This is a genomic window from Hymenobacter nivis (genome assembly GCF_006439025.1).
Lineage (GTDB): Bacteria > Bacteroidota > Bacteroidia > Cytophagales > Hymenobacteraceae > Hymenobacter > Hymenobacter nivis_A.
In genome coordinates this window covers 194,556-218,353 of sequence record NZ_RCYZ01000007.1, presented here as the reverse complement: position 1 = coordinate 218,353, position 23,798 = coordinate 194,556, and the positions used below count along the sequence as shown (strand labels likewise).

Below are 23,798 nucleotides of genomic sequence, written 5' to 3'. Positions count from 1 at the left end.
GGGAAAGGGGGAAAGCCGCAACGGCAGCACAACATTCGGTACGTGATGATTAGATAAAGATGAAGATTTGCTGTTGATTTGATGAAGTTTTTTTTAATAGCCGTAGTTAATCGGTTGGCCCGGCGACTTTTTCAGTCATCGAGCCACTTTAATAGTCGAATACGGCCCCCAGGTTGAACAGGGCCCCGGGCAATAGTCAGCGCGGCCCGACGACTGAAAAAGTCGCCGGGCCACCCCGTATTCAGTTGCTTTTGTGCGCCGCCGGGGGCCCCAGCGCCGTTCTTTGGGCCCCCGCTCACCCTCCCAACCCGCCGCTTATGAAACCCTGGAATCTCTGCTTCGCGCTGGCCCTGTTGGTGCTGGCCACCGCCTGGGGCGGTGCCGCCGCGCCCGCCGCGTCGCCCGCTCTCACCGTGTACCTGGTGCGCCACGCCGAAAAAGAGCTGGCCCCCGGCCTCTCCGACCCGCCCCTGACGGCCGCTGGCCAGGCTCGCGCCCAGGCCCTGGTGGGGGCCTTGCGCCGGGCGCACCCGGCGGTGCTCTTTACCACTAATACTCAGCGCACCCGCGCTACCCTGGCCCCGCTGGCCACCGCAACCGGCCTGGCCCCGCGCCCCTACAACGCCCAGCAGCCCCAGGCCCTGGCCGATACGTTGCGCCGCGCCTACGCCGGCCGGGCCGTGGTGGTAGTGGGCCACTCCAACACGCTGCTGCCGCTGCTGGCCGCGCTGGGGGCCCCCGCGCCGGTGCCCGAAATCCCCGACGACGAGTACAGCTACTTGTTTGAGGTGCGGGTGCCGGCCCAGGGCCCCGCCACGGTGCGCGTGCGGCATTACGGGGCCCGCTGAGCGTAGAAACAACGTTAGGCCATACTTTTGGCCGATTGCCTGGTCTTTTTACTGTTCAACCGATGCGTTACTTTTCCGCTCTTTGCCTGGCCGGCCTGCTGGCCGGGGGCCCCGCTGCCCGGGCCCAAACCGCGCCCGCCGGGGCCCCCACCGACTCGCTCAACATCCGCCGCATCTTCGACGAGGCCCTGCTGCGCGGGCAGTGCTACGAGAACCTGCGCTACCTCACTGGCACGATTGGCGGGCGGCTTTCGGGCTCGCCCCAGGCCCAGCTGGCCGTGGAGTGGGGCCAGCGCACGATGGAAAAAGCGGGCTTCGACAAGGTGTATTTGCAGGAGGTGATGGTGCCGCACTGGGTGCGGGGCCCCAAGGAGCGCGGCGAAATCATTGGCAACAAGGGCAAGGGCGTGGCCGTGGCCGTGTGCGCCCTGGGTGGCTCGGTGGGCACCGGCGGCAAGCTGCGCGCCGGCGTGGTGGAGGTGCACAGCCTCGACGAGCTGAAAAAGCTGCCCGACGCCGCCGTGAAGGGCAAGTTCGTGTTCTTCAACCGGCCCTTCGACGATGCCCTCATTGAGCCCGGCTCGGCCTACGGCGGCGCCGGCGACCAGCGCCGCAGCGGCCCCGCCGAGGCCGGCCGCCGCGGGGCCGTGGGGGCCCTGGTGCGCTCCCTCACCAGCGCCCGCGACGACAACCCCCACACGGGCGCCACCAACTACGGCGACACGCCCACCAAAGTGCCCGGCGCGGCCCTCAGCACCCTGGCCGCCGACCGCCTCAGCCTGCTGCTCAAGGCCGACCCCAGCCTGAAATTTGAGCTGGAAATGGGCTGCGCCACGCTGCCCGACGTGAAAAGCTACAACGTGGTGGGCGAAATCCGGGGCTCGAAATTCCCGCAGGAAATCATCACCGTCGGCGGCCACCTCGACTCGTGGGACCTCGCCCAAGGGGCCCACGACGACGGCACCGGCGTGACGCAGAGCATGGAGGCCCTGCGCCTGCTGCGCGCCGCTGGCCTCAAGCCCGAGCGCACCGTGCGCGCCGTGCTCTTCATGAACGAGGAAAACGGCACCCGCGGCGGCAACGAGTACGCCCGCTTGGCCCAAGCCAACCACGAAACCCACGTGGCGGCCATTGAGAGCGACGGCGGCGGCTTCACGCCCCGCGGCTTTGCGGTGCAGGGCAACCCCGCGGCGCTGCGTAAAATCGCCGCCTGGGGCCCCCTGCTGCGCCCCTACCACGCCGCCGAAATCGTGCCCGGCCACTCGGGCACCGACATCGAGCCCCTCGAAGCCGCCGTGCATCCCAAGGCCCTCATCGGCTACGACTGTGATTCGCAGCGCTATTTCGACCTCCACCACACCGCCATCGACACCTTCGATAAGGTAAACCGCCGCGAGTTGGAGCTGGGTGCCGGCAGCATGGCCGCCCTAGTTTATTTGCTGGCTAAGTATAGTTTGTAATTTTCTGGCGATAAAGCGATTATACTGGCGCTGGTCGATTCGTAAACCATAAAAAAGGGGCCCCGCTGCTTGCAGCGGGGCCCCTTTTGGTATTTGCCCGGATGGGCCTAATTAGGGTTCAAAATCGAGAATAGCTCGTCGAGTTTCGGCGTGAGGATGATGTCGGTGCGGCGGTTGAGGGCCTTGTTTTCGGGCGTGTCGTTGGGGGCCACGGGCAGGTTCTGGCCGCGGCCGGAGGGGGTTACCTGGGTGGGGTCCATGCCGGCGGAGGTGAGCAGGCGCGTGATTTCGGTGGCCCGCAGCACGCTCAGGTCCCAGTTGTCCTTGGCCCCGTTCACCACGCCCTTGATGGGCACGTTGTCGGTATGGCCCTCCACTAGCACGTTCACGTCCTTGTTGTCCTTCAAGGCATTAGCGAGCTTAAGCAGCGCATCCTGGCCCTTGGGGTCTACCTTCGTCGAGCCCGATTTGAAAAGCAGCTGCTCGGAAAGCGACACGTACACCTTGCCATTTTTCACGTTCACCTGCAGGTCCTGGGCATTGAAGCCGAGCAGGGCATCGCTCACGCGCTGGCGCAGGGCCTTGGTGGCAGCGTCCTTCTCGTCGAGCACCCGCTGCAGCTCGGCGATGCGGGCGTTTTTGCCGGCCAAATCCTGCTCGGTGGTGCCCAGGGTCGAGTTGAGCTGGTTCACCTGGTTGTTTTTATTGAGCAAGCTGCCGCGCAGGCTTTCCTCGCTGCGGGCCTTTTCGGCGTTTTCGGCGGCAAGGTTGGTTTTTTCGAGCTGAAGCTGGTCGCGCGAACGGGCCAAGTCGCTGTTTTGCTGCTGCAAAGCCGCAATCTCTTTCTTGTTGCAGCCGGGCAGGGCCAGCGCGGCAACCACGAGCAGGGCGGGGACGAAGGAACGCATCATGGAGGTGGGGCAGGAAGGGTGGGGGAAAGCGCGGGTCCGGAGCCTCGCGTAGCGTTGGGCTTGAAACGGGCGCGGCTGGCCAGGGTTACCTTTGGGCTTTCCGCTGTTTGCCGTGCGCCGTTTCCTATTAATTGCTTGCCTGGGGGCCCTGGCCGGGGCCCCCACCGCCCAGGCCCAGACGGCCGCGCCCGCCGCCCCCGCCACCCGCTATTGGGTGGCCTTGGCCGATAAAAACGGGACGGCCTTCGACCCCCAAGCCTATTTTTCGGCTCCGGCCCGCGCCCGCCGCGCCCGCCAGCACCTGCCCGCCTTCGAGGAGTCGGACCGGCCCGTGCGCGCCGATTACCTGGCCCGCATCCGCGCCGCCGTGGACACCGTGACGCTCATCAGCCGCTGGTTCAACGCCGTGGCCGTGCGCGCCACCCCGGCCCAGGCCGCCGCCCTGGGGGCCCTGCCCGGCGTGCGCGCCGTGGCCGCGTGGCCCCAGCAGCCGGCGCGGGCCGCCGTGGCGGCGCGGCGCGTGGCCCCAGTGCCCCCGGCCGCGGCCGCCGACGAGCCGCCCTACATCGCGCCCGAAGACTACCGGCTCGCCCGCCGCCAAACTGCCGTGCTGGGGGCCCCCGCTTGGCAGCGCGCCGGCCTCGACGGCCGCGGGTTGCGCATTGCCTTGTTCGACGTCGGGTTTCGCGGCGTGGACGCCCACCCGGCGTTTGCGGCGCTGCGGGCGCGCCACGGCATTGTGGCCACCCACGACTTCCTGGCCAACCGCCCCGACGTGTACCGCGGCGGCAGCCACGGCACCGAGGTGCTGGGCTGCCTGGCCGGCCGCCTGCCCGGGGGCCCCAGCGCGGCCCTGGCCGCCGGCCCCGCCCTCGGCCTGGCCCCCGCCGCCGACTACCTGCTGGCCCGCACCGAGCGGGCCCTACGCGAAACCCTGAGCGAAGAGGAAGCCTGGCTGGCCGCCGCCGAGTGGGCCGACCGCGAGGGCGCCGACATCATCAACTCCTCGCTGGCCTATACCGAGCAGCGCTACTTCCCCGAGCAAATGAACGGCCGCAGCCTGGTGGCCCGCGCCGCCGCCCTGGCCGCCCACAAGGGCATGCTGGTGGTCTGCGCCGCCGGCAACGACGGCGACACCGACTGGGTGCGCATCGGCACGCCAGCCGACGCCGACTCGGTGCTGGCCGTGGGCGGGCTCGACCCCGACACGGGCCTGCACCTGGCCTTCAGCTCGGTGGGCCCCAGCGCCGACCGCCGCGTGAAGCCCGATGTGTCGGCCTTTGGCATTGTGCTGAGCACCACGCCTGGCGGCCGCTACGAGCGGCTGGAGGGCACTTCGTTTGCCTCGCCGCTGGTGGCGGGCTTTGCGGCCTGCGCCTGGCAGCAGCGCCGGGGCCTCACGGCGGCCCAGCTCTACGGGCAGCTGCGGGCGGCTGGTGACCTCCACCCGTACTTCGACTACGCCAGCGGCTACGGCCTGCCCCGGGCGGCGTTCTTCCTGGAAAAAAACGCTGGCCGCGCGGTGGAGCCCACCTTCGATTTTGTGCCCAACGACTCGCTGGTGGCCGTGGTGCTGCGCCCCGCCGCTACCACGCGCCCGGCTCAGGAGCTGCCCCTAGTGGCCGACGCGCCCGACGCACCCGACGCGCCGGGGCCCCCGCCGCCCAGCGCGCCGGCTCCATCGCCTGGCCCGGGGCCCAATTCCCCGCCCTACCTCTACTGGCACCTGGCCGACCGCCGCGGCGTGCTGCGCCGCTACGAGGTGCGCGCCGTGACGCAGCGCCTGGTGCTGCAAGTGCCGCGCCGGCTGCTGCGGGGCGGCGATGCACTGCGGGTAGAATTTAACGGCTACACGGCCACGTACTCGGAATGAGCTTACTGATTACTGCAACTGACCGGCGCTTGCGCAAATTCTGGACGTGCCTGGGGCCCCGCGCCCGCGCCCTGGCGGCGGCGGCCCTGCTGCTGCCGGGTGCGGCCCGTGCCCAGCAGGTGCTGCTGCGCGCCAACGTGGCCGACGATACCCTCCTGAACCGCACGGGCCCCAACCGCCGCTACTTTGGCCACCTCTACATGGGGGGGGGGCTGGTTGCGGGCCCCGGGGCCGCCGATGCGCCCCTGCGCCACGGCTTGGCCTCGGCCGAGCTGCAGCTGGGCGGGCGGCTTAAGCGGCGCATCACCCAAAACGTGGCCGTGGTGGCCGATGCCCGCTACGCCTACCTGCGCTACGCCTTCGCCCAAACCGCCGCCAAAACCTTCCCCAGCCCCGGCCTGCACCAGTCCGAAACCCTGGGCCTGCACCAGATTCAGGCCGAGGGCGGGCTGCGCCTCAACGCCGGCCGCCGGGGCAACACCGTGGGCTCGTACCTCGACCTGCTGGCCTGGGGCGGCTGGGTGGCCGGCACCACCCGCACCGCCGCCGACGACCCCGCCCCCGGGGGCCCCGCCCGCACCACCACCACCGACGCCGGCCTGCCCTACTTGCGCCGCTGGACCGGTGGGGCGGGGGCCCGCCTGGGCTTCGACCGCTACGCCCTGGTGGCGCGCCGCCGCTTCGGCCCCGTGCGCCGCCCCGGCAGCGGGCCCGATTTGCCGGCCTGGGTGCTGGGCTTCGAAATAGGGCTGTTTTGAGGCCCGGTGGCAGCCATGGGTAGCATCTTTTACCATATTTCTTTCGTATATTCAAAAACCATTATGCGGCGCTGCTGCCGTTCCGGCATTACTTTTGGATTCCTTTCCGGGTATCCTTTCCAGGTATAGTTATTTTATTATGAAATCATTTTTCCGCTACCTCGCTACGGCGGCGCTGCTACCCGCCGCTTTCTCGTGCGCCACTACCGAGCGCGAAGCCGCCAATACCAACAAGGACCCGCGCACCACTTATGTGCCCCCGGCCCCCGGGGCTCGCAACCGCCTCAACAGCACCACAGTATTGAATACAGTGCGCGCCACTCACGCGTTTTCTAACCCCAAAACCCGCGACAACTTCACCTTGCAGCTGCGCGGCGCCCGCATCCTCACCGGCCAGGTGCACCTCATCGTGACCAGCGCCACCGGCGATACCCTGCGCCACGAGGTGCTGCCGGCCCGCGCCCTGCTCGACGGCCAGGCCGAGGCCCGCCCCACCACCACCCGCGACCAGGAAATTGCCATCCTGCGCGGCATGAACACCTTTTTTGCCGCCAGCCACTTCTCGCAGCCCGCCGTGCCCACCCAGGAGGCGCAGCCCGCCGAGGTAGACGCGGCCGTGTGGCAGGCCCTGCGTGCCGACCCCACCGCCGTGGCCTTCGACTTCCCCGGCCCCGACGGCTCGGAGCGCCGCCTGGCCTACGTACGTAAGATGCGCAAGGCCGTGGTGCTGAGTCAGTAGGGCCCCTGTTTGCTTTGGATTTAATACGTTTACCTGCTTTTTTGCCCGATGAAATTCTTCCTGTCGTTTGTGGCCGTATTGGTGGCCATCCTGCTGTTTGAGCGGTTTTTTCCCTCGGCGGCCCCCATTAACCCCGTACTGCCCGTGGGCCCGCAAGTAGAAGTGAGCGGCCACGGCGCCGACGTGCCGGTGGGCCCCGGGGCCCCCGTGGGCCCGGGCCCGGGCGCGCCGGTGCCCCCGCCGCAGTAGCCCCTTATTCGTTGAAAAAGGCCGCCCTTAGGCGGCCTTTTTTGTGCACTGCCTGGGCGGGGGTGCGTTACTTTGCTAGGTCGAAAGCCCTTTGGGGCCCCGGCGCTCCGTTGTTGCCGCGGCCCCCGCCGCGCCTATTCTACCCGTATGCCCGACGCCATCCAAGCCCAAATGCAGGCCCTCACCGAGCGGCTGCACCACCTCAACTACCAATACTACCAGCGCGACACGTCCGAGGTGTCGGACCAGGAATTTGACCGGCTCTTGGCCGAATTGCAAGCCCTGGAGGCCGCGCACCCCGCCCTGGCCCTGCCCAACTCGCCCACCCAGCGCGTGGGCGGCACCGTTACGAAGCAGTTTGCCACCGCCGTGCACCGCTTCCCCATGCTCAGCCTGGGCAACACGTACTCGGAAGACGACTTGCGCGAGTTCGACGAGCGGGTGCAGAAGGGCCTGGAAGGGGCCCCGTACCGCTACGTGTGCGAGCTGAAGTTCGACGGCGTGGCCATGAGCCTGGCCTACCAAAACGGCGAGCTGCACCAAGGCGTGACGCGCGGCGACGGCACCCGCGGCGACGTGGTGACGGCCAACGTGCGCACCATTCGCACGCTGCCGTTGCACCTGCGCCCGGCCCCCGGCCAGCCCACCGATTTTGAGGTGCGCGGCGAGGTATTTCTGCCTTTGCCGGTGTTTGCCGAGCTAAACACCGAGCGCGAGCAGAACGGTGAAGCCCTGCTGGCCAACCCCCGCAACGCCGCTAGCGGCACCCTCAAGCTCCAGGATTCGGCCCAGGTGGCGGCCCGCAAGCTGCAATTTTTTGCCTACTCGCTGCTCACGCCGGGCCGCCACTTCACGTCGCACAGCGAGGCCCTGGGGGCCCTGGCCGCCTACGGCTTGCCCGTGTCGGATACGTGGCGCATCTGCGCATCACTGGCTGAGGTGCTGGACTTTATCCATCAGTGGGAGAAGCAGCGCTTCACCCTGCCGGTGGCCACGGACGGCATCGTGATTAAGGTGGACGACCTGCGCCAGCAGGACCAACTGGGCCTCACGGCCAAGAGCCCGCGCTGGGCCATTGCCTACAAGTACCCGGCCGAGGCGGCCCGCACCCAGCTGCGCGAGGTGCAGTACAACGTGGGCCGTACCGGCGCCGTGACGCCCGTGGCCCTGTTGGCTCCCGTGCCCCTGGCGGGTACCGTCGTCAAGCGCGCTACGCTCCACAACGCCAACCAGATTGCCGCCCTCGACCTGCGCATTGGCGACACGGTGCTGGTGGAAAAAGGCGGCGAAATCATTCCTAAAATCACCGGCGTGGTGCTGGAGGCGCGGCCTGCTGGGGCCCTGCCTATTGTGTACCCCACGGCCTGCCCGGCCTGCGGCACGCCACTGGTACGGCCCGAGGGCGAGGCCCATTTCCGCTGCCCCAACGAGCGCGGCTGCCCGCCCCAGCTCAAGGCCCGGCTCGAGCACTACGTGAGCCGAAAGGCGCTGAACATCGACGGGTTGGGGGCCGAAACGGTGGGCCGCCTCTTCGATTTGGGGATGGTGAACACGCCAGCCGACATCTACGACCTGCCCGCCCGCCGCGCCGAGCTGGTGACGCTGGAGCGCCTGGGCGAGAAGTCCATCGACAACCTCATCGCCGGCATCGAGGCCAGCAAACAGGTGCCGTTTCCACGGGTGCTGTTTGGGTTGGGTATCCGCTACGTGGGCGAAACTGTGGCCCAAAAGCTGGCCCAGCACTACCGCGACATCGACGCGCTGGCCGCCGCCTCGGCCGAGGACATGGCCGCCGTGCCCGAGGTGGGTGCCGTGATTGCCGTGGCCGCCGCCGCCTGGCTGCAAGAGCCCCAGAACCGCGACCTTATCGAGCGCCTGCGCCAAGCCGGCGTGCAGCTGGCCCTTACCGGCGATGTCCCCGTGCCGGCCTCCGACCGCCTGGCAGGCCTCACGTTCGTGCTCTCGGGCGTGTTTGCTGAGCATAGCCGCGACGAGCTGCAACACATCATCGTGTCGAACGGTGGCAAAATCACCGGCTCCATCTCCAAGAAGCTCAGCTACTTGGTGGCCGGTGAAAACATGGGCCCCGCCAAGCGCGAAAAAGCCACCAGCTTCAAAGTCCCCATCATCTCCGAAGCCGACCTGATGGCCCTGCTGCCCACCGCCGGCGAAGCCGAGACTGAGGCCGACGCGCCCGAAGCTCCGTCCTCCGGGGCCCAAGGCGAGCTGTTCGGGTGAAAACAAGTTAAAAGTTGAGCGTTAAAAGTTAAAACCCTGGCTTCACAACGGAGCCAGGGTTTTAACTTTTAACGCTCAACTTTTAATTTCTACTTGGTGAAATCAGGCACTACTTCCACAAACATGGGCGAGGGCACGTCGATGTGCTGGCCGGTGGGCGTGAGCTTACCCGTTTGTTTATCAACCTGGTAGGTAAATACGTTGTTGGAGTTTTGGTTGGCCACGAGCAGTACGCGGCCGCTGGCGTCGAGGGAGAAATTGCGGGGCGTTTTGCCCTGCGTGTCTACGTCCTGCACGGGGGCGAGCTGGCCGTCGTTGCCAATCGAAAACACCGCGATGCTGTTGCGGCCCCGGTTGGAGGTGTAGAGGAAGCGTCCGTCGGGGGCCACGTGCACATCGGCCCCGGAGTTGTCGCCGCTGAAGCCGGCCGGCAGCGTGGTCAGCGTTTGCAGCTCCCGGAAGGTGCCGGCAGTGGCGTCGTAGGCCAGGGCCGTGACGGTGGAATTCAGCTCGTTAACCAAGAAGGCGTAGCGGCCGTTGGGGTGGAAGGTGAGGTGGCGGGGCCCCGCGCCGGGCTTCGCCACGAAGGCTGGGGCGGGCATCGGCTGCCAGCTGTGCTGCGCCGCGTCGAGGCGGTAGGCGTACACTTTGTCGGTGCCGAGGTCGGCTGAAAAGGCGAAGCGGTTGGCCGGGTCGGGCAGCAGCGAGTGGGCGTGGGGCGTGGTCTGGTTGGCGTGGGGCCCCACGGGCGGCTGGTGCTGGTCGGTGGCGGTAGGGGCCCCCAGCTGGCCGTCGGGTAGCACCGGCAGCAGGGCCACGTTGCCGCCCGTGGCGCTGCCCGTATAGTTGGCAACCAGCACGTTTTGGCCCGTACGGTCGAGGCTGATGTAGCAGGGCGCGCCCCCCGTGGAGGGCTGCTGGCCGAGCAGCGCGAGGGCCCCCGTGCGCCCGTCGATGGCCAGGGTGCTCACCCCACCGCTGTGGTCCTGGCCCTGGAAGGAGCCCGTTTCGCTCACCGCGTAGAGGTGGCGGTGGGCGGCGTCCATGGTCAGGTACGTGGGCTGGGCGCCACCCTTATAGGCGCTCACCGCCGTGAGGGCCCCGGTGGCGGGGTTGAGGCGGTAGAGGTAGATGGTGTTTTCCTGCGCCGAGGCTACGTTGGTGCCGATGTACACCAGCTCACTGGCGCCGCCGGTGGCGGGGGCCGTGCGGGCGCAGCCCAGCAAGCCGGTGCCGGCGGCTAAGGTGATGACAGCTAAGAAAGAACGGCGGGGCAAAGCGAAGTGTGGGGCCATAAACTGGTAGGGTGAAGAACGGCAAAGGTGTAAAAAAACCGGCCAACAGGGCCGGTTTTTTATTTGTCCTCATTGAATCGTGCTAAAAGCTCTGCACGATGCTGTTGTGTAGGGTGCGCGGGCTCCAGTAGCCGCTGGCGATGATGCGGCGGATGGTGAAAAGCGGGTCCTGCTGGTCGCGCTTCTCGGCCAGCGAAAAGGCGGCCACGAAGCCGCGCTGCTTCAGCTCGGGGAAGGCTTGGGGGTTCCAGAGGCCGAAGGGGTAGGCGAAGTAGTTAATCTTCTTGCCCGTGATTTCCTCCAGCGTTTTGGTGGGCTTGTCGATCTGCGTTACCCAGTCTTGGCCCTGGTATTTTTTCACGTTGTGGTGGTCCCAGGTATGGGAGCCGATGACGTTGCCCTCGTCGGAAAGCTGCTTCACCTGCGCCTTGCTCATGTACTTGGGGCGGCCCAGGCTCACGGTCATCACGAAGTACATGGCCTTGAAATTGTACTGGGCCAGCGTGGGCCGGGCCACGGTAAACTGGTCCAGATCGGTGTCGTCGAAGGTGAGCATGATCGGCTTGGCCGGCAGCCGGGCCCCGGTGGTGAGGTAAGCGTAGAGCTGGTCGGGCGAGACGGTATGGTAGCCCGAGTCGGCCAGCATCTTGATCTGAGCCTTGAAAGCAGCCACCGGAACAATGTAATCCTTAGCGCCTTTCGAGTCGCGGCCGGTCCAGTCGCGGATCTGGTGGTAGCAGAGAATCGGCACCTGGGGGCGGGCGTAGATGGCTGCCGCGTCGGCGGCTTTGGCGGCCGGAATGGTGCCGGGGGCGGGGGCCGGGGCGGCGTTGGCCTCCTCGGTGGCGGTGGCGGCTGCACCCGAGGTGGGGGCGTCGGCGGGGTCTTCGCCCGCAGCGGTGGTGGCGGCAATGGTGGCCGACTTGGCCGCTACGTTGGCCTCGCCGGTGGTGGCGGTTTTCGATTCGCAGGCCGAGGCCAGGGCCAGGGCGGCCAGCAGAAAGTAAGCGGAGGAATGCAAGGAAAGGAGGGGTTGGGCGTGAAAGGCGTGTATTTTTGCCCACAAAGCTACCTCATCTTAGCCCCTCCCATGAATATTTTGCACGGCACCGGCGTGGCGCTGGTTACGCCCTTTGCCGCGGACTTTTCCATTGATTACGCCGCCTGGTACCGCCTGCTCGACCACTGCCTCGACGGCGGTGTGGAGTACCTCGTCCTCAACGGCACCACCGGCGAGTCGCCCACCGTGGGGGCCCCCGAGCGGGCCGAGCTGCTGCGCACCGCCAAGGCCCACGTAGCCGGCCGCGTGCCCATCATGTACGGCATCGGGGGCAACGACACGGCCGCTGCCACTGAGCTGTTCCGTACCGTGGACCTCGACGGCGTGTTTGCCGTGCTCTCGGCCAGCCCCGCCTACAATAAGCCCAGCCAGGCCGGCCTGGTGGCCCACTACCAGCACTTGGCCGATGCCAGCCCGGTGCCCTTGGTGCTCTACAACGTGCCCGGCCGCACCGCCTCCAACATCAGCGCCGAAACCACCCTGCGCCTGGCCCGCCACCCCAACATCGTGGGCATCAAGGAGGCCAGCGGCAACCTGGAGCAGTGCCTCACCATTGGGGCCCTGAAGCCGGCCGGCTTTGCCCTGCTCAGCGGCGACGACATGATGACGCCCGCGCTCATCGCTTCCGCCGGGGCTGTGGGGGCCATTTCGGTGCTGGCCAACGCTTGGCCGCGCCGCTTTTCCGACATGACCCGCGCCGCCCTGGCCGGCGATTTTACCCTGGCCCGCCGCCTGCTCTTCGAGCTGCTGCCCCTCAACCCGCTGATGTATGAGGAGAGCAACCCCGTGGGCGTGAAGGCCGCCCTGGCCGCCCTCGGCGTGTGCGAGCCCACCGTGCGCCTGCCTCTGGTGGAGGCCACCCCCGGCCTGCAAGACCGCATTCAAAAGCTGCTATAAAAGGCGGTTACTGATTAGGCCGTCGTGCTGAGCGCAGCCGCAGCATCTCTACTGCGGTATTAATCCAACTGATTGGTTTAGTGAGCGGTAGAGCTGATGCGGCTCCGCTCAACGTAACGGCCTGCTTTGCACGACGGCCCAGGGCCCACTGCCCCACATTGGCTGATAACTGCTCACTGATAATTGAAAAAATGTCCCTGCTGGCTCTTGAAAACGCCACCGTGCGCCACCTCGGTCGGCCGCTGCTTACCGGCCTCAACCTGGCCTTGGAGCCCGGCCAGCACTGGGCCCTGGTGGGCCCCAGCGGGGCTGGTAAAAGTGCCCTGCTGGCCACGCTGGCAGGCACTCTCACGGCCAACCCCGGCCGGCTAAACGCCGACGGATTGGGGGCCCTGGCCGCCGCCCGCCGCCCCCACGACCCGCTCTATAACTGGACGCGGCTAGTGGCGCGCATCGGCGCCCGGGCTGACCTGCGCACCCGCGCCAACACTACTGAGTTTTATTACCAGCAGCGCTACAACGCCGCCGATGCCGACGCCACGTTCACCGTGGCCGAGCACCTGGCCGCGGCCGCCCAGGCCGCCGGCCCGGGGCCCTGGACGGTGGCCCGCGCTATCGAAACCCTGCGCCTGGGGCCCCTACTGAGCCGCTCGCTGCTCCAGCTTTCCAACGGCGAAACCAAGCGCCTGCTGCTGGCGGCGGCCCTGCTCAAAAACCCCGCCCTGCTGCTGCTTGACCGCCCGCTGGCCGGCCTCGATGCGGCCAGCCGGGCCAGCTTCGACGCGCTGCTGACAGAAATTGCCGCCGCGGGCGTGATGCTGGTGGTGGCCACGGGCCCCACCGAAATCCCGGCCGTGGCCACGCACGTGGCCGCACTGGCCGATGGGCGTATTGCGTGGGCAGGGCCCCGGGCCGACTACCGAGCCCCGTCCGAAGCGCCTGCCGCCGAAGCCGCTGCCGTGGACGCCGCCGAGTTGCTGGCGCTGCTGGCCGCCGGGGCCCCCGCGCCGGCCTTTGAGGTGCTGGTGCAGCTGGCTGGAGCGTCGGTGCGCTACGGCGATAAGGTGGTGCTCGACGACATCCACTGGACGGTGCGGCCCGGCGAGCGGTGGGCGCTGCTGGGCCCCAACGGCGCGGGCAAGTCCACGCTGCTCAGCCTGCTCAACGGCGACAACCCCCAGGCCTACGGCCAGCCGCTCACGCTGTTTGACCGCCGCCGGGGTACCGGCGAGAGCATCTGGGACATCAAAAAGCACATCGGCTTTGTCTCGCCCGAGCTGTTTCAGCACTTCCCGGCGCGCAGCGCGGCCGCCAGTGTGGTTGAGTCGGGGTTTGATGACACGCTGGGCCTGCGGGGCCCCAGCCAGCCGGCGCGCGCCGCCGTGGCCCGCCGTTGGCTAGCCCTGCTGGGGCTGGAAGGCCAGGCCGACACGCCGTTTCGCCAGCTCTCGGCCAGCGGCCAGCGCTTGTGCCTGCTGGCCCGGGCATTGGTGAAAAACCCCGCGCTGCTCATCCTCGACGAGCCCGCGCAGGGGCTGGACGGGGCTCAGCAGCAGCAGTTCCGGCGGGTGCTGGAGGCGCTGTGCCGCGCCTCCGCGGTGGCGCTGATTTACGTGAGCCACTACCAGGAGGAGCTGCCCGCCACCATCACCCACACGCTGCGGCTGGACGGCGGAAAAGTCATTTAAAGAAACTCACCAGCCGCTGGCCAGCACGTCGGCAATGTGCAGGCACTTGAGGGGCAGCTTTTCTTTCTTAACGTAAGCTTCCAGGTGCATGAGGCAGCTCACGTCGGTGCTGATGATGTAGTCGGCACCGGTATCGAGGGCGTGCTCGACTTTTTGCTGGGCCATGGCCACCGAAATGGCCTGGAACTTGACGGCAAACGTGCCGCCGAAGCCGCAGCAAGTGCTGGTTTCGGCCATTTCGCGGCGCGTGAGGCCGGCCACGCCATCCAGCAGCAGCCGGGGCCCCGGGCCGATGCGGCACTCGCGCAGCCCCGAGCAGGAGTCGTGGTAGGTGTAGGCGCCCGCCAGCTGGGCCCCTGGCACGGCCGTAATGCCCAGCACGTCCACCAAAAACTCGGTCAGCTCGTAGGCGCGGGCCTGCACGGGGCGGCAGGCAGCGGCCTCGGGCTGGCCCTCAAACAAGTCGGTGAAGCTGTTGCGCACCATGCCGATGCACGAGGCCGACGGGCTGACCACGTAGCGGGGCCCCGGAGCGGCGGGAGCGGGCGTGAAATCGTTGATGAACTTGGTGGCCACGGCGCGGGCGGCGCCCAGATGTCCGGCGTTGTAGGCGGGCTGGCCGCAGCAGGTTTGGGCCGGGTTGTAGTGCACCTGGCAGCCCACGGCTTCCAGGATTTTGACCATGCTCAGGGCCGTAGCCGGGTAGAGCTGATCGACAAAGCAGGGGACGAAAATATCGACGATGGGGGCGGGCGTGGGCATGAAGCAAAAGTAAGCGGGCCCGGCCGGCCGCCAACTCAGCGGGCTGCTACTTTCGTCAGCTCCAGGTAATAATAGGTGCGCCCGGCGGGGCCCGCTTGCGGCGGGTTGGCGTATTCGCGGTACGTGCCGCTGAAGCGCACTGGCGCGTCGGCAACTTGCAAATCAGCCGGTAGCGTGCCGCACACCACGCCCAGCTCCACCGAATCGTAGGTGCCGGGCACGGCCCGGTAAATGAGGTACTGCTGCACGGCGGCGTCAAACCGAACGGTGCCGTCCAGGTCCGCTACGGTTTTGATGATTGGGCTTTGCGCGGCGCAGGTGCCGTTGGGGCCCTGGGCGTCCTGGTCTTTTTTGCAGCCGCCGAACACCAGCAGCAGGGCCCCGAGCAAGCAATAAGCAGTAGTATTTCTCATGCGGGCGAGGTGAAAGTCCAGTGAGAAGAGCTACGCGCGGCCGCATTGGTTGCACGCGTAACCTACGGCGGGGGGGCACGAGATAAGGCCCCGGCCGCAGGCTGCGCGTAAAACCAATATTAGTGGCTCCCGAACATGCCCGTGCTCAGCGCCTGGGCTTCCGCCAGGGCCCCTAAATCCAGCCCCAGGGGCTCGTTTTGTTCGCCCAAAAAGCTGATCAGGTGCTCCGTGGCCACGTTGCCCGTGAGGTCGTCAGCGGCCATGGGGCAGCCGCCGAAGCCGCCCAGGGCCCCGTCGAAGCGGCGGCAGCCGGCGTGGTAGGCGGCGGCTACGTTGGGGCGCCAGGCGGTGGGCAGCGTGTGCAGGTGGGCCCCAAACTCGATGGCCGGGAAGGCTGGAATCAGCTCCGCAAACAGGGCCCCCACGGTGGCCGCCGTGCCCACGCCCACCGTGTCGGACGGCGCCACTACGCGCACGCCCAGCGCCGCCAGCTGCGCCGTGAAGTCCACAACCAGCGCCGGGCTCCATGGGTCGCCGTAGGGGTTGCCGAAGCCCATCGACAGGTACACGACCAGGGTTTTACCCACTTGCTCGCACAGCTCCTGCATGGCAGCTACGTCGGCCAGGGCCCCGGCGCGGGTTTGGTTGGTGTTGCGCTGCTGGAAGGTTTCGGACACCGAAAGCGGGAAGCCTAAGTAGTGGATTTCCGGGTGCTGGGCGGCGGTTTCGGCTCCGCGGCGGTTGGCCACGATGGCCAGGAGCTTGGTTTGGGTAGCGATTAAATCCAGCCCGGCCAACACCTCGGCCGTGTCGCGCAGCTGCGGAATGGCCTTGGGCGACACGAACGAGCCGAAGTCGAGCGTGTCGAAGCCCACGCGCAGCAGGGCGTTGAGGTAAGCGGTTTTGGTGGCGGTGGGCACGAAGGCGGGGAGGCCCTGCATGGCGTCGCGGGGGCATTCGATGAGTTTCATGGGCAGCAAGGGCGGGTGGGCGGGGCCCCAAAGGTAGCGGGGCGGGGGCAGGGCCCGCGGCGAACTTGCCCGGCGCGGCCGGCGTTGCGGGGAATGCTTTTTTGGACGAATTTCCTCGTTGCCCGGCCCCGCCGCCGGTTATTTCCCCACCCGCTTTTCCTTCTTCTTTGGCTGCCCGCGCTGCTACTGGGCGCGTGCGGCAAGCAGCAAACCCTGCAGGCCCTGTTTCAGGCGCGCACCCCGCACGAGGCCTACGCCCACCGCCTGCGCCAGGCCGGCCTCGACCGGGGCCCTGCCGGCGGGGCTTGGCTAGCCGCCGCCGACCGCGCCCTGCGCGACTCGCTGGTGGTAGCACTGCCCTTCACCGAAACCGGGTATTTCCTGCCCGGCCAGCCCGCCGCGGCCGGCTACCGCTTCGCCGTGCAGGCCGGCGAGCAGGTGCGCGTGCGCCTGGAGCTGGCCCCTGGCAGCACGGCCCGCGTGTTTGTCGATGCTTTTGAAGTAGGGCCCGGCGGGGCCCCCGCGCCGCTGGCCAGCGCCGACACCGCCGCCCTTGACTTCCGCTACCGCGCCGACGCCAGCGGCCAGCACCTGCTGCGCGTACAGCCCGAACTGCTGGCCGCTGGCCGCTACACCCTGCGCCTCACCCGCGAGCCCAGCCTGGGCACTTTCCCGGTGCGGGGCCGGGCCGATGCGGCCATCGGCAGCTTCTGGGGCGTGGACCGCGACGGCGGGGCCCGCCGCCACGAGGGCATCGATATTTTTGCGCCCCGCGGCACGCCCGCCATCGCCGCCGCGGCCGGTACCGTCACGCGCCTGGGCAACACCCGCCTGGGCGGCAACGTGGTGTGGCTCAACGCCGACGGTACGGACGAGCACCTCTACTACGCCCACCTCGACCGCCAGCTGGTGCAGCCCGGCCAGCGCGTGCGCCCTGGCGATACCCTCGGCTTGGTGGGCAACACCGGCAACGCCCGCACCACGGCCCCGCACCTGCACTTCGGTATCTACCGCGCCGGCCAAGGCGCCGTTGACCCATTGCCCTTCGTTCGCCGCGCCAGCCCCGCCGCTGCCCCGCCCACCGGCCCCGACCTGCGCGGCACTTGGGTGCGCTTGCGCGCCGCTGGGCCCCTGGAATCCAAGGCGGGCTCCAAAGCCAGCGGCCCGCGCCTGGCGGCCCAAACGCCGCTGCTGGTGCTGGGCCAGCAGGGGGCCCTGCTGCGGGTGCGCACCGCCGCCGGCCGCCCGGGCTACGTGGCCGCCGCCGCCGTGCGCCCGGCCGAGGCCGCGCCCCTGCGCCGCCTGCTGCTGCCCGCTGCCACCGAAGTAGCCGCGGAGCCCGCCGAAGCCCCGGTGGCCGCTTGGCCGGCCCGCACGCCAGTAGCCGTGCTGGGCGAAGCCGACGGCTTCAGCCTGCTGCGGGGCCCCGCGGGTGCCCTGGGCTGGGCCCGGATTTGAGGGGAACGGGCAGGGAGTAGGGGCGGGGCCGTTGCCAGTGGCCGGGCCGGCAACCCTGCCGGGCGGCTTGCGTTTCGCTGCGCAGGACGCTACTTTGCGCCTGTTCATTGCCAACTGCTCACTGATAACTGAAAAAATATGGCTGATTCCCCTTCCTGGGCCGACACCGCCGCGTCGCTGCTGTCCAAACTCTCCGGCGGCGTTGAGCTGAACCTGGCCTTCGACCAAGTGGAGCTGCAAGTGCCCAACCCCAACGGCACGGCTGGCACCTACCGCCTCAACGGCTCGCTGCGCATCCGCACCAAGGGCGAGGCCGCGCCGGCCGCCCCCACCTTGCGCATCGACGCGCCTGCTACTGGCAGCCAGCCCCTTGGCTAGCGGCCTCGAAGTAGAGGCCCAGCTGGTCCTCACTTGGAACGGCCAGCCCCTGCAGCTGGCCGGCTCGGGCTCGTACCTCATTCTGAACGTGCCCAGCCAGCAGGTGCTCGACGAGCTCACGGCCGGGCCCCCGCGCCCGCCCGGGGCCCCCAAGCCGCCCAAGGGCCCCGACCCCTTGCAGCAGCTCCACGACCTGGGCCGCCGCCTGGGCTTGGTGCTCGATTTGCGGGTGGGAGGCAAAACCTACGTCACCTTCGGGCTGCCCGACCGCAACGGCCCCAAAATCACGCTCAGCGCGGTGCTGGGCAAGCTGGGCTCGTTTTTCCGCTAGCGCCTGGTTTTGCCGGAACCAAAGGCCCCTGGATTGGTTTGATTGCTGACGCTGTGCTGTTTCGCTCGTCTTCGTTCATGAGGAATTCTGACAATACCCCCAACAACCGGGTGCGGGCCGGGGCCTCCGTTTCGGCGTTTGCCCGCATCGAGCGGCTGCCGCCCCTGCTCGTGGCCCTGTACCTGGGGCTGGTGGCCATCACCGTGATGTTTGCCATTTTGGCGGCGCTCTACGTCAGCGCCCGCCTCACCGATGGGGGCCCCACGAGCTCGCACCCGTTCCCGCGCTACTTCTCACTGAGCACCATTGTGCTGCTGGTGAGCAGCTACGTGGTGGCGCAGGCCCCGCGCCTCTACGCCCGCGACGACCTGGCCACCCTCGGCCGGTGCCTGCTGGCCACGCTGTTGCTGGGTAGCATCTTTACGGGCCTGCAGGTGCTGGGCTGGCGCGAGCTGCTGCCGTACCTGCCGTTTCGGGGGGCCTCCAGCGGCACGTTCATCTACTTCATCTCGGCCCTTCACGTAGCCCACTTGCTCGGCGGCATGCTGTACCTGCTGTCGCTGGCGCTGCGCGTGCTGCACGCCGACCGCGACGCCGTGCGCCACCTCGTGTTCATCCGCAACCCCTACCACCGCCGCCAGCTGCGCGCCCTGTGCACCTATTGGCACTTCATCGACGTGCTGTGGGTGGCGCTGTTCGGCATCTTCCTGGTGTTTTACTAGCCCGGTATTATCCTAAGCAAGGCTCCGTGCCGGCTCAAATGCTGTGCCCGTAGTGGCGGATGGCGGGCTTCCAGTATTCGTGGAAATACCGGATCCAGCCGTGGATGCCGAAGGGAAGGGAGGCGTTGTCGTGGTTGGAAAAAGGCAAATCTTTTTCCTCACCAAACTCCCAGGCTGCTCCAAACCGCTGGGCCAGCGCTTTGGGCGCGACCCGAAAGCTAGGCGACAGCTTGGGGAAGTGTTGGGCTAGGAATAAGTCGTCGTAAAACGCCAATCCGCGTCGCCGCCGCATCCAGTGGTAGGCATTAAAATATAATCGGGCCCGGCGGGTGATGCGGTAAAAAGTGCTGTTCTTTTTCAGGGCAAAGCCGCCGCTGCCAAAATACTCTGGGTAACTAAAACCCGTCAGCCGCCGCAAGGCGGAGCTTGGCTGATCCCACAAGGGGTTGTAGGTAACCGCGCCGATGTAATCGTACCCCGCGTGGCACCACTGCTCCAGCTCATCGCGAAACACGAAGGCATCCAAGTGCACGACGAGCATGTATTCGTAGGGCAGGAAGCGTTTGTAGAAATCTGCGCTGGTTTGCAGTTCACCGTAGGCTTCGTGGCCGCGCCAATCGAAGCGCTCGAAGCGCACATCTGCCTTGCCCCGGCAAAATTCCTCGTACCAGGCCGTGTCCAGCCAAGTGGGCGTCATGAAGGTAATGGGGTGCCGGTGCAGTATGGCCAGGGTTTGGGCTAGTGAAATTTTTTCCAGCTCCAGAGGCTCTTCCAGGTGAATGGGAATGACAACGGTAACAAGCTCTTTGGTCATGGCGAAGCCCCTCGGGCCAGTGTATTCAATGCTGCTTTAGGCCTAAAAATAACGACTAAATATTAGATACAATGAATAAATAATGAATGGGCTGGCCACCCGCCCGGGGCCCCGGCTACGGGCAGCGCCCCAGGTACTTAACATTTGTATATTCAAAAATCTGAGGAATAATAAATTGGCTAGCCTGCTGGTAGAGCCTGGGCTTCTGCTTAATTAGCAAACCCCGCCGCAAACCACAGAAAAGGCGGCCCCGCAACGGGGCCGCCTTTTCTGTGGTTTGCGGCGGGCAACTCCCTTTTCTAATGCGTTGGTAATAGTGGGCTTGGTGGCTCTACGGGGCCCTAGAACGTGAACTTACCGCCGGTGGACGTGGCGGGCAGGAGGGCCCCCGGGCCCGGCTGTGGGCCGGGAGCAGCTACTTCACCTGGTTCAAGTCCAGCTTCCACAGCGCGTAGGGCTGGGTGCGGGTGCTTTTGCCGCCGTGGTACTTGTCCTGGGTTTGGATTTGCGAGGTGGTGAAATACAGCGTGTTATTGGGCCCGTAGCCGAACGTGTCGGGCCACGAGATTTCGGGGCCCTGGGCGATGGTTGTCACCTGGCCAGCGGGCGTCACGCGGTGGATGCTGTTGTTTTCGATGCCCGAGGTGTAGAGGTTGCCGGCGGCGTCGCGGCCGTAGCCGTCAGAAGCGCTGGGCACGGCAAATTTCTCCACGTGGGTGGCTAATTGGGCGGGCGTCAGGGCGGCGTTGCGCAGGTACTCGGTACCGATGCGGTACATTGTGCGGCCCATCAGGGCGGTGTAGTACAACGTGTTGCCGTCGGCGCTCAGCTCGATGCCATCGGCCTGGAAGTTGGGCTTGGAGCCGTCGGGCTCGCGCAGCACAAAACCGTTCACGGCCAAGTCAAAGCCAGGCTCGGGGTGTACTGAAGGGTGGTTTTCAAGCACGCGGCGGGCTTTACCAGTTTTAAGGTCGAGCACCACCAGGGCCCCGGTGCCCGAGTCGGTGAGGTAGGCGAAGTTGCGCTTGGTGTCGAAGCGCACGTCATTGAGGTAGCTCTTCGACGGGGCGATATTGCTAGGAAACAGAATGGTACGCACGGGTTTGTTGGTGGCAAGGTCGAACTGCACCAGCTTGGCCCCGCCGGGCACCACGCCCGTAAACTTGGGCGAGGCCGGGTCGAGCACCCACAAGCGGTCCTGGTCGTCCACCACCACGCTCTGCACGCACACGAAGCGCTCGGCGGGCGAGGCGGGGGCCTTGGGGTCGGTCACGGCAGCGTTCCAGGCAGCGTTGGGGTAGGGGCGCGGGGCCTGGCCGGGCACAATCTCGGCCACCGACTCGCGGTGCCCGTCTTCCCAGAGTGGGAAGTTGACGAAGATGCGGCCCTGGCGCGACACCGTTACGCCGGTCACGCGCTGGTCGGGAAAGGCCGCCACCTGCACGGGCTTGATGCCTTGGCGGTTACTTTCGATGGCCCCGAGGGGCCGGGTGCGGGCGGGGGGCACTTCCTGCTGAGCAAAGGCGGCAGTAGCGGCCGGCAGGCAAACGGCAAGCAGGGCGGCCCGGGTAAGCGAAAAAGACATGGGGAGCGGAATGAAATAGGCGAATGACCCGTATCAACGGCCCGCCGCGCGCGGCGTTGCCCCGCTGGGCTTCCAACCCCGGCCTTGCGTCTAGGTAAATAATTGGGCAGTAGCGTGTTTTAAGAGGATTATTTTGTGCCGAAACCTGCGCCGCTCCCTTGTATTCGCTCTGCTGGGCTGGGGGCCCCGCAGCGGCGGGCAACCGGGGCCCTGGGCCGTATCTTGCCAGTACTTAGCGTACGGGCCGAACCATCGGCGGCGCGCCTTATGGCCATGAAACTGCTGCGCTGGTGCTGGGTACTCTTTTTGGTGGGTGGGCTGGGGGCCCCGGGCGCCCGGGCACAAACCAGCACCGGCCCCGCCGACGCCGGCCGTGCCTGCGCCGCCGCCCACCTGCGCGCCGGCCTGGGCACGCTGGCCGCGACGGCCTCGGGGGCCCACCGCGCCCAACTGGCCCGCTACGACGTGACGTACTACAAGCTCGACCTGGCCCTGGAGCCCACTTCGCGCGACGTGGCGGGCATGGCCTGGCTGCGCGTGCGCGTGGGAAGGCAGGCCCTTGATTCGCTGGCCTTTGACCTGTACCAGGCGCCCGCCGGGGCCCCCGCCAGTGCCGCCACGCTGCGCATCGACTCGGTGGTGGTGAACGGCCGCCAGGCCTCGGCGGTGCGCCGCGCCGGCTCCGAAGCCACCGCCGCCCTGGCCGCGCCCGCCCCGGCCGGCACCCTGGCCGACGCCCGCATCTACTACCACGGCACGGCCCCGCACGATGCCGGCGGGGGCTCGGCCGCCATCGGCAACGGCCTCGACCGCGCCGATGTGGTAACCTACGCCGGGGCCCCGCACCCTTATCAGGTGCTGTGGTCGCTCTCCGAGCCATTTGCCGCCCCCGAGTGGTTTCCGTGCAAGCCGGTGCTGACGGACAAGGCCGACTCGTCGGACGTGTGGGTGACGACCACGCTGCCCAACAAGGTGGGCTCGAACGGCGTGCTGGCCCGCACCGTGCCGCTGCCCGGCAACCGAGCGCGCTACGAGTGGAAATCGCGCCAACCCATTGCCTACTACCTCATTTCGGTGGCTGTGGCTCCCTACGTTGAGTACGTGAACTACGCCAACCCCGCCGCCGGGGGCGCGCGCGTGCCCATCGTGAACTACGTGTACGACCAAGCGGCCCTCGACTTCTACCGTGCCGAAATTGACCGCACGCCGGGCTTTATCGAAAACTACGCCCGCCTGGTGGGGCCCTACCCGTTTGCCACCGAGAAGTATGGGCACAGCATGGCCCCCCTCGGCGGCGGCATGGAGCACCAGACCATGACCACCCAGGACGGCTTCGACTTCGTGCTCACGGCCCACGAGCTGTTCCACCAGTGGTTCGGCGACAACGTGACCTGCGCCAGTTGGGCCGACGTGTGGCTCAACGAAAGCTTTGCGTCGTACGGCGAATACCTTTCCTACCAGGCCTTTGGCCAGCCCGCCGACCCCGCCAACTGGCTCAACCAGGCCCGGGGCTATGCCCTGCGCAACCCGGGCAGCGTATTTGTGCCCGATACCACCAGCGTGGCCCGCATCTTTGATTACGACCTGAGCTACAAGAAGGGGGCCCTGGTGGTGCACATGCTGCGGGGCCTGCTGAACGACGACGCCAAGTTCTTTCGGGCCCTGCAAACCTACCAGCGGCGCTACGCCGGCGGCACCGCCCGCACCGCCGATTTGCAGGCCGTGTTTGAGGCCGAGGCGGGGCGGCCGCTGGGCTACTTCTTCCAGCAGTGGGTGCGGGGGCAGGGCTACCCGTCGCTGGCCGTGCGCTGGTACCAGGTGGGCCCTATGGCCACCGTGCGCACCACCGAAACCGTGTCGCAGCCCGCCGTCACGCCGTTTTTTGACCTCGACGTGGATTACCTCCTGACCTTCACCGACGGTACCTCGCAGCGCCTGCGCCGCCGCCTGTCGCAGGCCGCCGATGCCTTCGACGTGCCCGTGGGCACCCGCCAGGTGGTGAGCATCAGCGCCAACCCCGACCAATCCCTGCTGCTGCTGGCCAATTCCAGCGGCACCGACGCCAGCTTGGTGCTCAGCGCCAGGGCCCCCGCCGGGCCTGCGCTCGGGGCCTTTCCCAACCCGTGTCGCGAGGCGCTGCACCTGCCAGCCTTGGCGGGCCCGGCCACGGCCGAAGTATTTGACGCCACTGGCCGCCGCGTAGCGGTGCAGGCTGTGCCGGCCACCGGGGCCCAAGTGGCTACCCAGGCCCTGGCCCCTGGCCTATATCTGCTGCGCCTCACCGATGCCCACGGCGCGGTGACGGGCCAGGCGCGCTTTGCCCGCGAATAGCTCCGGCCAGGGCCCCA

Annotated in this window: 22 protein-coding genes; 14 read left to right on the top strand and 8 right to left on the bottom strand. The window is 67.6% G+C overall.

Translation table 11 applies throughout. The features are described from left to right. The first annotated feature begins 317 nt into the window (after positions 1-317). Positions 318-848 carry a SixA phosphatase family protein gene (locus EAH73_RS16810; protein ID WP_140468593.1) on the top strand — a complete coding sequence of 177 codons (531 nt, stop codon included), beginning with the start codon at positions 318-320 and terminating at the stop codon, positions 846-848. A gap of 62 nt (positions 849-910) precedes the next feature. Beyond that, complete coding sequence (locus EAH73_RS16805; protein WP_140468592.1) at positions 911-2,308, top strand: M20/M25/M40 family metallo-hydrolase; 1,398 nt, start codon at positions 911-913, stop codon at positions 2,306-2,308. 107 nt (positions 2,309-2,415) lie between these two features. On the opposite strand, the gene EAH73_RS16800 is transcribed toward EAH73_RS16805, so the two are convergent. Next, a complete protein-coding gene (locus tag EAH73_RS16800) occupies positions 2,416-3,219 on the bottom strand; it encodes an OmpA family protein (RefSeq protein ID WP_140468591.1) in 804 nt (267 codons plus the stop codon). A gap of 112 nt (positions 3,220-3,331) precedes the next feature. Between EAH73_RS16800 and EAH73_RS16795 the strand changes: the two genes are divergently transcribed. From EAH73_RS16795 to ligA, 5 genes are all read left to right on the top strand, one after another. Continuing rightward, positions 3,332-5,092, top strand: a complete 1,761-nt coding sequence (locus EAH73_RS16795) for a S8 family serine peptidase (RefSeq protein ID WP_140468590.1) — start codon at positions 3,332-3,334, stop codon at positions 5,090-5,092. Beyond that, on the top strand, positions 5,089-5,850 hold the full coding sequence (locus EAH73_RS16790) for a hypothetical protein (RefSeq protein ID WP_140468589.1): 762 nt from the start codon (positions 5,089-5,091) through the stop codon (positions 5,848-5,850). Before EAH73_RS16795 ends, EAH73_RS16790 begins: the two co-directional genes overlap by 4 nt. Before the next feature lie 139 nt (positions 5,851-5,989). After that, positions 5,990-6,589, top strand: coding sequence for a hypothetical protein (locus EAH73_RS16785; protein WP_140468588.1), 600 nt, complete (start codon positions 5,990-5,992; stop codon positions 6,587-6,589). Between the two features lie 48 nt (positions 6,590-6,637). Continuing rightward, positions 6,638-6,838 carry a hypothetical protein gene (locus EAH73_RS16780; protein WP_140468587.1) on the top strand — a complete coding sequence of 67 codons (201 nt, stop codon included), beginning with the start codon at positions 6,638-6,640 and terminating at the stop codon, positions 6,836-6,838. 147 nt (positions 6,839-6,985) lie between these two features. Then, positions 6,986-9,076, top strand: a complete 2,091-nt coding sequence (gene ligA / locus EAH73_RS16775) for an NAD-dependent DNA ligase LigA (protein WP_140468586.1) — start codon at positions 6,986-6,988, stop codon at positions 9,074-9,076. Positions 9,077-9,165: 89 nt separating this feature from the next. Here the strand turns inward: ligA and EAH73_RS16770 are convergent, their stop codons facing one another. Continuing rightward, a complete protein-coding gene (locus tag EAH73_RS16770; RefSeq protein WP_161599583.1) occupies positions 9,166-10,353 on the bottom strand; it encodes a lactonase family protein in 1,188 nt (395 codons plus the stop codon). A gap of 100 nt (positions 10,354-10,453) precedes the next feature. Further along, the gene (locus EAH73_RS16765) at positions 10,454-11,392 is read right to left on the bottom strand and encodes a polysaccharide deacetylase family protein (RefSeq protein ID WP_240047302.1); all 939 of its coding nucleotides are present in this window, start codon (positions 11,390-11,392) and stop codon (positions 10,454-10,456) included. Between the two features lie 69 nt (positions 11,393-11,461). On the opposite strand from EAH73_RS16765, the gene dapA reads away from it, so the two are divergent. Beyond that, positions 11,462-12,328, top strand: coding sequence for a 4-hydroxy-tetrahydrodipicolinate synthase (gene dapA / locus EAH73_RS16760; protein ID WP_140468584.1), 867 nt, complete (start codon positions 11,462-11,464; stop codon positions 12,326-12,328). A gap of 191 nt (positions 12,329-12,519) precedes the next feature. Continuing rightward, positions 12,520-14,016 (top strand): ATP-binding cassette domain-containing protein, encoded by a 1,497-nt coding sequence (locus EAH73_RS16755; RefSeq protein WP_140468583.1) that lies wholly within the window; start codon positions 12,520-12,522, stop codon positions 14,014-14,016. Positions 14,017-14,022: 6 nt separating this feature from the next. Here the strand turns inward: EAH73_RS16755 and EAH73_RS16750 are convergent, their stop codons facing one another. From EAH73_RS16750 to EAH73_RS16740, 3 genes are all read right to left on the bottom strand, one after another. After that, entirely contained in the window at positions 14,023-14,778 is a 756-nt protein-coding gene (locus tag EAH73_RS16750; protein WP_140468582.1) for a (Fe-S)-binding protein, read from the bottom strand. Between the two features lie 35 nt (positions 14,779-14,813). Further along, a complete protein-coding gene (locus EAH73_RS16745; RefSeq protein WP_140468581.1) occupies positions 14,814-15,191 on the bottom strand; it encodes a hypothetical protein in 378 nt (125 codons plus the stop codon). A gap of 119 nt (positions 15,192-15,310) precedes the next feature. Then, the gene (locus EAH73_RS16740) at positions 15,311-16,162 is read right to left on the bottom strand and encodes a hydroxymethylglutaryl-CoA lyase (RefSeq protein ID WP_140468580.1); all 852 of its coding nucleotides are present in this window, start codon (positions 16,160-16,162) and stop codon (positions 15,311-15,313) included. A gap of 93 nt (positions 16,163-16,255) precedes the next feature. On the opposite strand from EAH73_RS16740, the gene EAH73_RS16735 reads away from it, so the two are divergent. The 4 genes from EAH73_RS16735 to EAH73_RS16720 all read left to right on the top strand — a co-directional run bounded on the left by EAH73_RS16735 (position 16,256) and on the right by EAH73_RS16720 (position 19,051). Beyond that, on the top strand, positions 16,256-17,620 hold the full coding sequence (locus tag EAH73_RS16735) for a M23 family metallopeptidase (protein WP_140468579.1): 1,365 nt from the start codon (positions 16,256-16,258) through the stop codon (positions 17,618-17,620). A gap of 138 nt (positions 17,621-17,758) precedes the next feature. Then, positions 17,759-17,998, top strand: a complete 240-nt coding sequence (locus EAH73_RS16730) for a hypothetical protein (protein ID WP_140468578.1) — start codon at positions 17,759-17,761, stop codon at positions 17,996-17,998. Beyond that, complete coding sequence (locus EAH73_RS16725) at positions 17,991-18,329, top strand: hypothetical protein (protein WP_140468577.1); 339 nt, start codon at positions 17,991-17,993, stop codon at positions 18,327-18,329. Before EAH73_RS16730 ends, EAH73_RS16725 begins: the two co-directional genes overlap by 8 nt. Before the next feature lie 77 nt (positions 18,330-18,406). Then, positions 18,407-19,051, top strand: coding sequence for a heme-copper oxidase subunit III (locus tag EAH73_RS16720; protein WP_140468576.1), 645 nt, complete (start codon positions 18,407-18,409; stop codon positions 19,049-19,051). 34 nt (positions 19,052-19,085) lie between these two features. On the opposite strand, the gene EAH73_RS16715 is transcribed toward EAH73_RS16720, so the two are convergent. Both EAH73_RS16715 and EAH73_RS16710 read right to left on the bottom strand, forming a co-directional pair. Continuing rightward, complete coding sequence (locus tag EAH73_RS16715; RefSeq protein WP_140468575.1) at positions 19,086-19,865, bottom strand: DUF5672 family protein; 780 nt, start codon at positions 19,863-19,865, stop codon at positions 19,086-19,088. Positions 19,866-20,280: 415 nt separating this feature from the next. Further along, complete coding sequence (locus tag EAH73_RS16710; RefSeq protein ID WP_140468574.1) at positions 20,281-21,450, bottom strand: L-dopachrome tautomerase-related protein; 1,170 nt, start codon at positions 21,448-21,450, stop codon at positions 20,281-20,283. Between the two features lie 273 nt (positions 21,451-21,723). On the opposite strand from EAH73_RS16710, the gene EAH73_RS16705 reads away from it, so the two are divergent. Further along, positions 21,724-23,781 (top strand): M1 family aminopeptidase, encoded by a 2,058-nt coding sequence (locus EAH73_RS16705; protein ID WP_161599582.1) that lies wholly within the window; start codon positions 21,724-21,726, stop codon positions 23,779-23,781. The last annotated feature ends 17 nt before the right edge of the window (positions 23,782-23,798 follow it).

Excerpts from the sequence above, each read along its gene's own strand:
- EAH73_RS16810 (WP_140468593.1), top strand. The coding sequence starts at position 318 with ATGAAACCCTGGAATCTCTGCTTCGCGCTGGCCCTGTTGGTGCTGGCC.
- EAH73_RS16805 (WP_140468592.1), top strand. The coding sequence starts at position 911 with ATGCGTTACTTTTCCGCTCTTTGCCTGGCCGGCCTGCTGGCCGGGGGC.
- EAH73_RS16800 (WP_140468591.1), bottom strand. The coding sequence starts at position 3,219 with ATGATGCGTTCCTTCGTCCCCGCCCTGCTCGTGGTTGCCGCGCTGGCC.
- EAH73_RS16790 (WP_140468589.1), top strand. The coding sequence starts at position 5,089 with ATGAGCTTACTGATTACTGCAACTGACCGGCGCTTGCGCAAATTCTGG.
- EAH73_RS16785 (WP_140468588.1), top strand. The coding sequence starts at position 5,990 with ATGAAATCATTTTTCCGCTACCTCGCTACGGCGGCGCTGCTACCCGCC.
- EAH73_RS16780 (WP_140468587.1), top strand. The coding sequence starts at position 6,638 with ATGAAATTCTTCCTGTCGTTTGTGGCCGTATTGGTGGCCATCCTGCTG.
- ligA (WP_140468586.1), top strand. The coding sequence starts at position 6,986 with ATGCCCGACGCCATCCAAGCCCAAATGCAGGCCCTCACCGAGCGGCTG.
- dapA (WP_140468584.1), top strand. The coding sequence starts at position 11,462 with ATGAATATTTTGCACGGCACCGGCGTGGCGCTGGTTACGCCCTTTGCC.
- EAH73_RS16755 (WP_140468583.1), top strand. The coding sequence starts at position 12,520 with ATGTCCCTGCTGGCTCTTGAAAACGCCACCGTGCGCCACCTCGGTCGG.
- EAH73_RS16750 (WP_140468582.1), bottom strand. The coding sequence starts at position 14,778 with ATGCCCACGCCCGCCCCCATCGTCGATATTTTCGTCCCCTGCTTTGTC.
- EAH73_RS16745 (WP_140468581.1), bottom strand. The coding sequence starts at position 15,191 with ATGAGAAATACTACTGCTTATTGCTTGCTCGGGGCCCTGCTGCTGGTG.
- EAH73_RS16740 (WP_140468580.1), bottom strand. The coding sequence starts at position 16,162 with ATGAAACTCATCGAATGCCCCCGCGACGCCATGCAGGGCCTCCCCGCC.
- EAH73_RS16735 (WP_140468579.1), top strand. The coding sequence starts at position 16,256 with ATGCTTTTTTGGACGAATTTCCTCGTTGCCCGGCCCCGCCGCCGGTTA.
- EAH73_RS16730 (WP_140468578.1), top strand. The coding sequence starts at position 17,759 with ATGGCTGATTCCCCTTCCTGGGCCGACACCGCCGCGTCGCTGCTGTCC.
- EAH73_RS16720 (WP_140468576.1), top strand. The coding sequence starts at position 18,407 with ATGAGGAATTCTGACAATACCCCCAACAACCGGGTGCGGGCCGGGGCC.
- EAH73_RS16715 (WP_140468575.1), bottom strand. The coding sequence starts at position 19,865 with ATGACCAAAGAGCTTGTTACCGTTGTCATTCCCATTCACCTGGAAGAG.
- EAH73_RS16710 (WP_140468574.1), bottom strand. The coding sequence starts at position 21,450 with ATGTCTTTTTCGCTTACCCGGGCCGCCCTGCTTGCCGTTTGCCTGCCG.
- EAH73_RS16705 (WP_161599582.1), top strand. The coding sequence starts at position 21,724 with ATGAAACTGCTGCGCTGGTGCTGGGTACTCTTTTTGGTGGGTGGGCTG.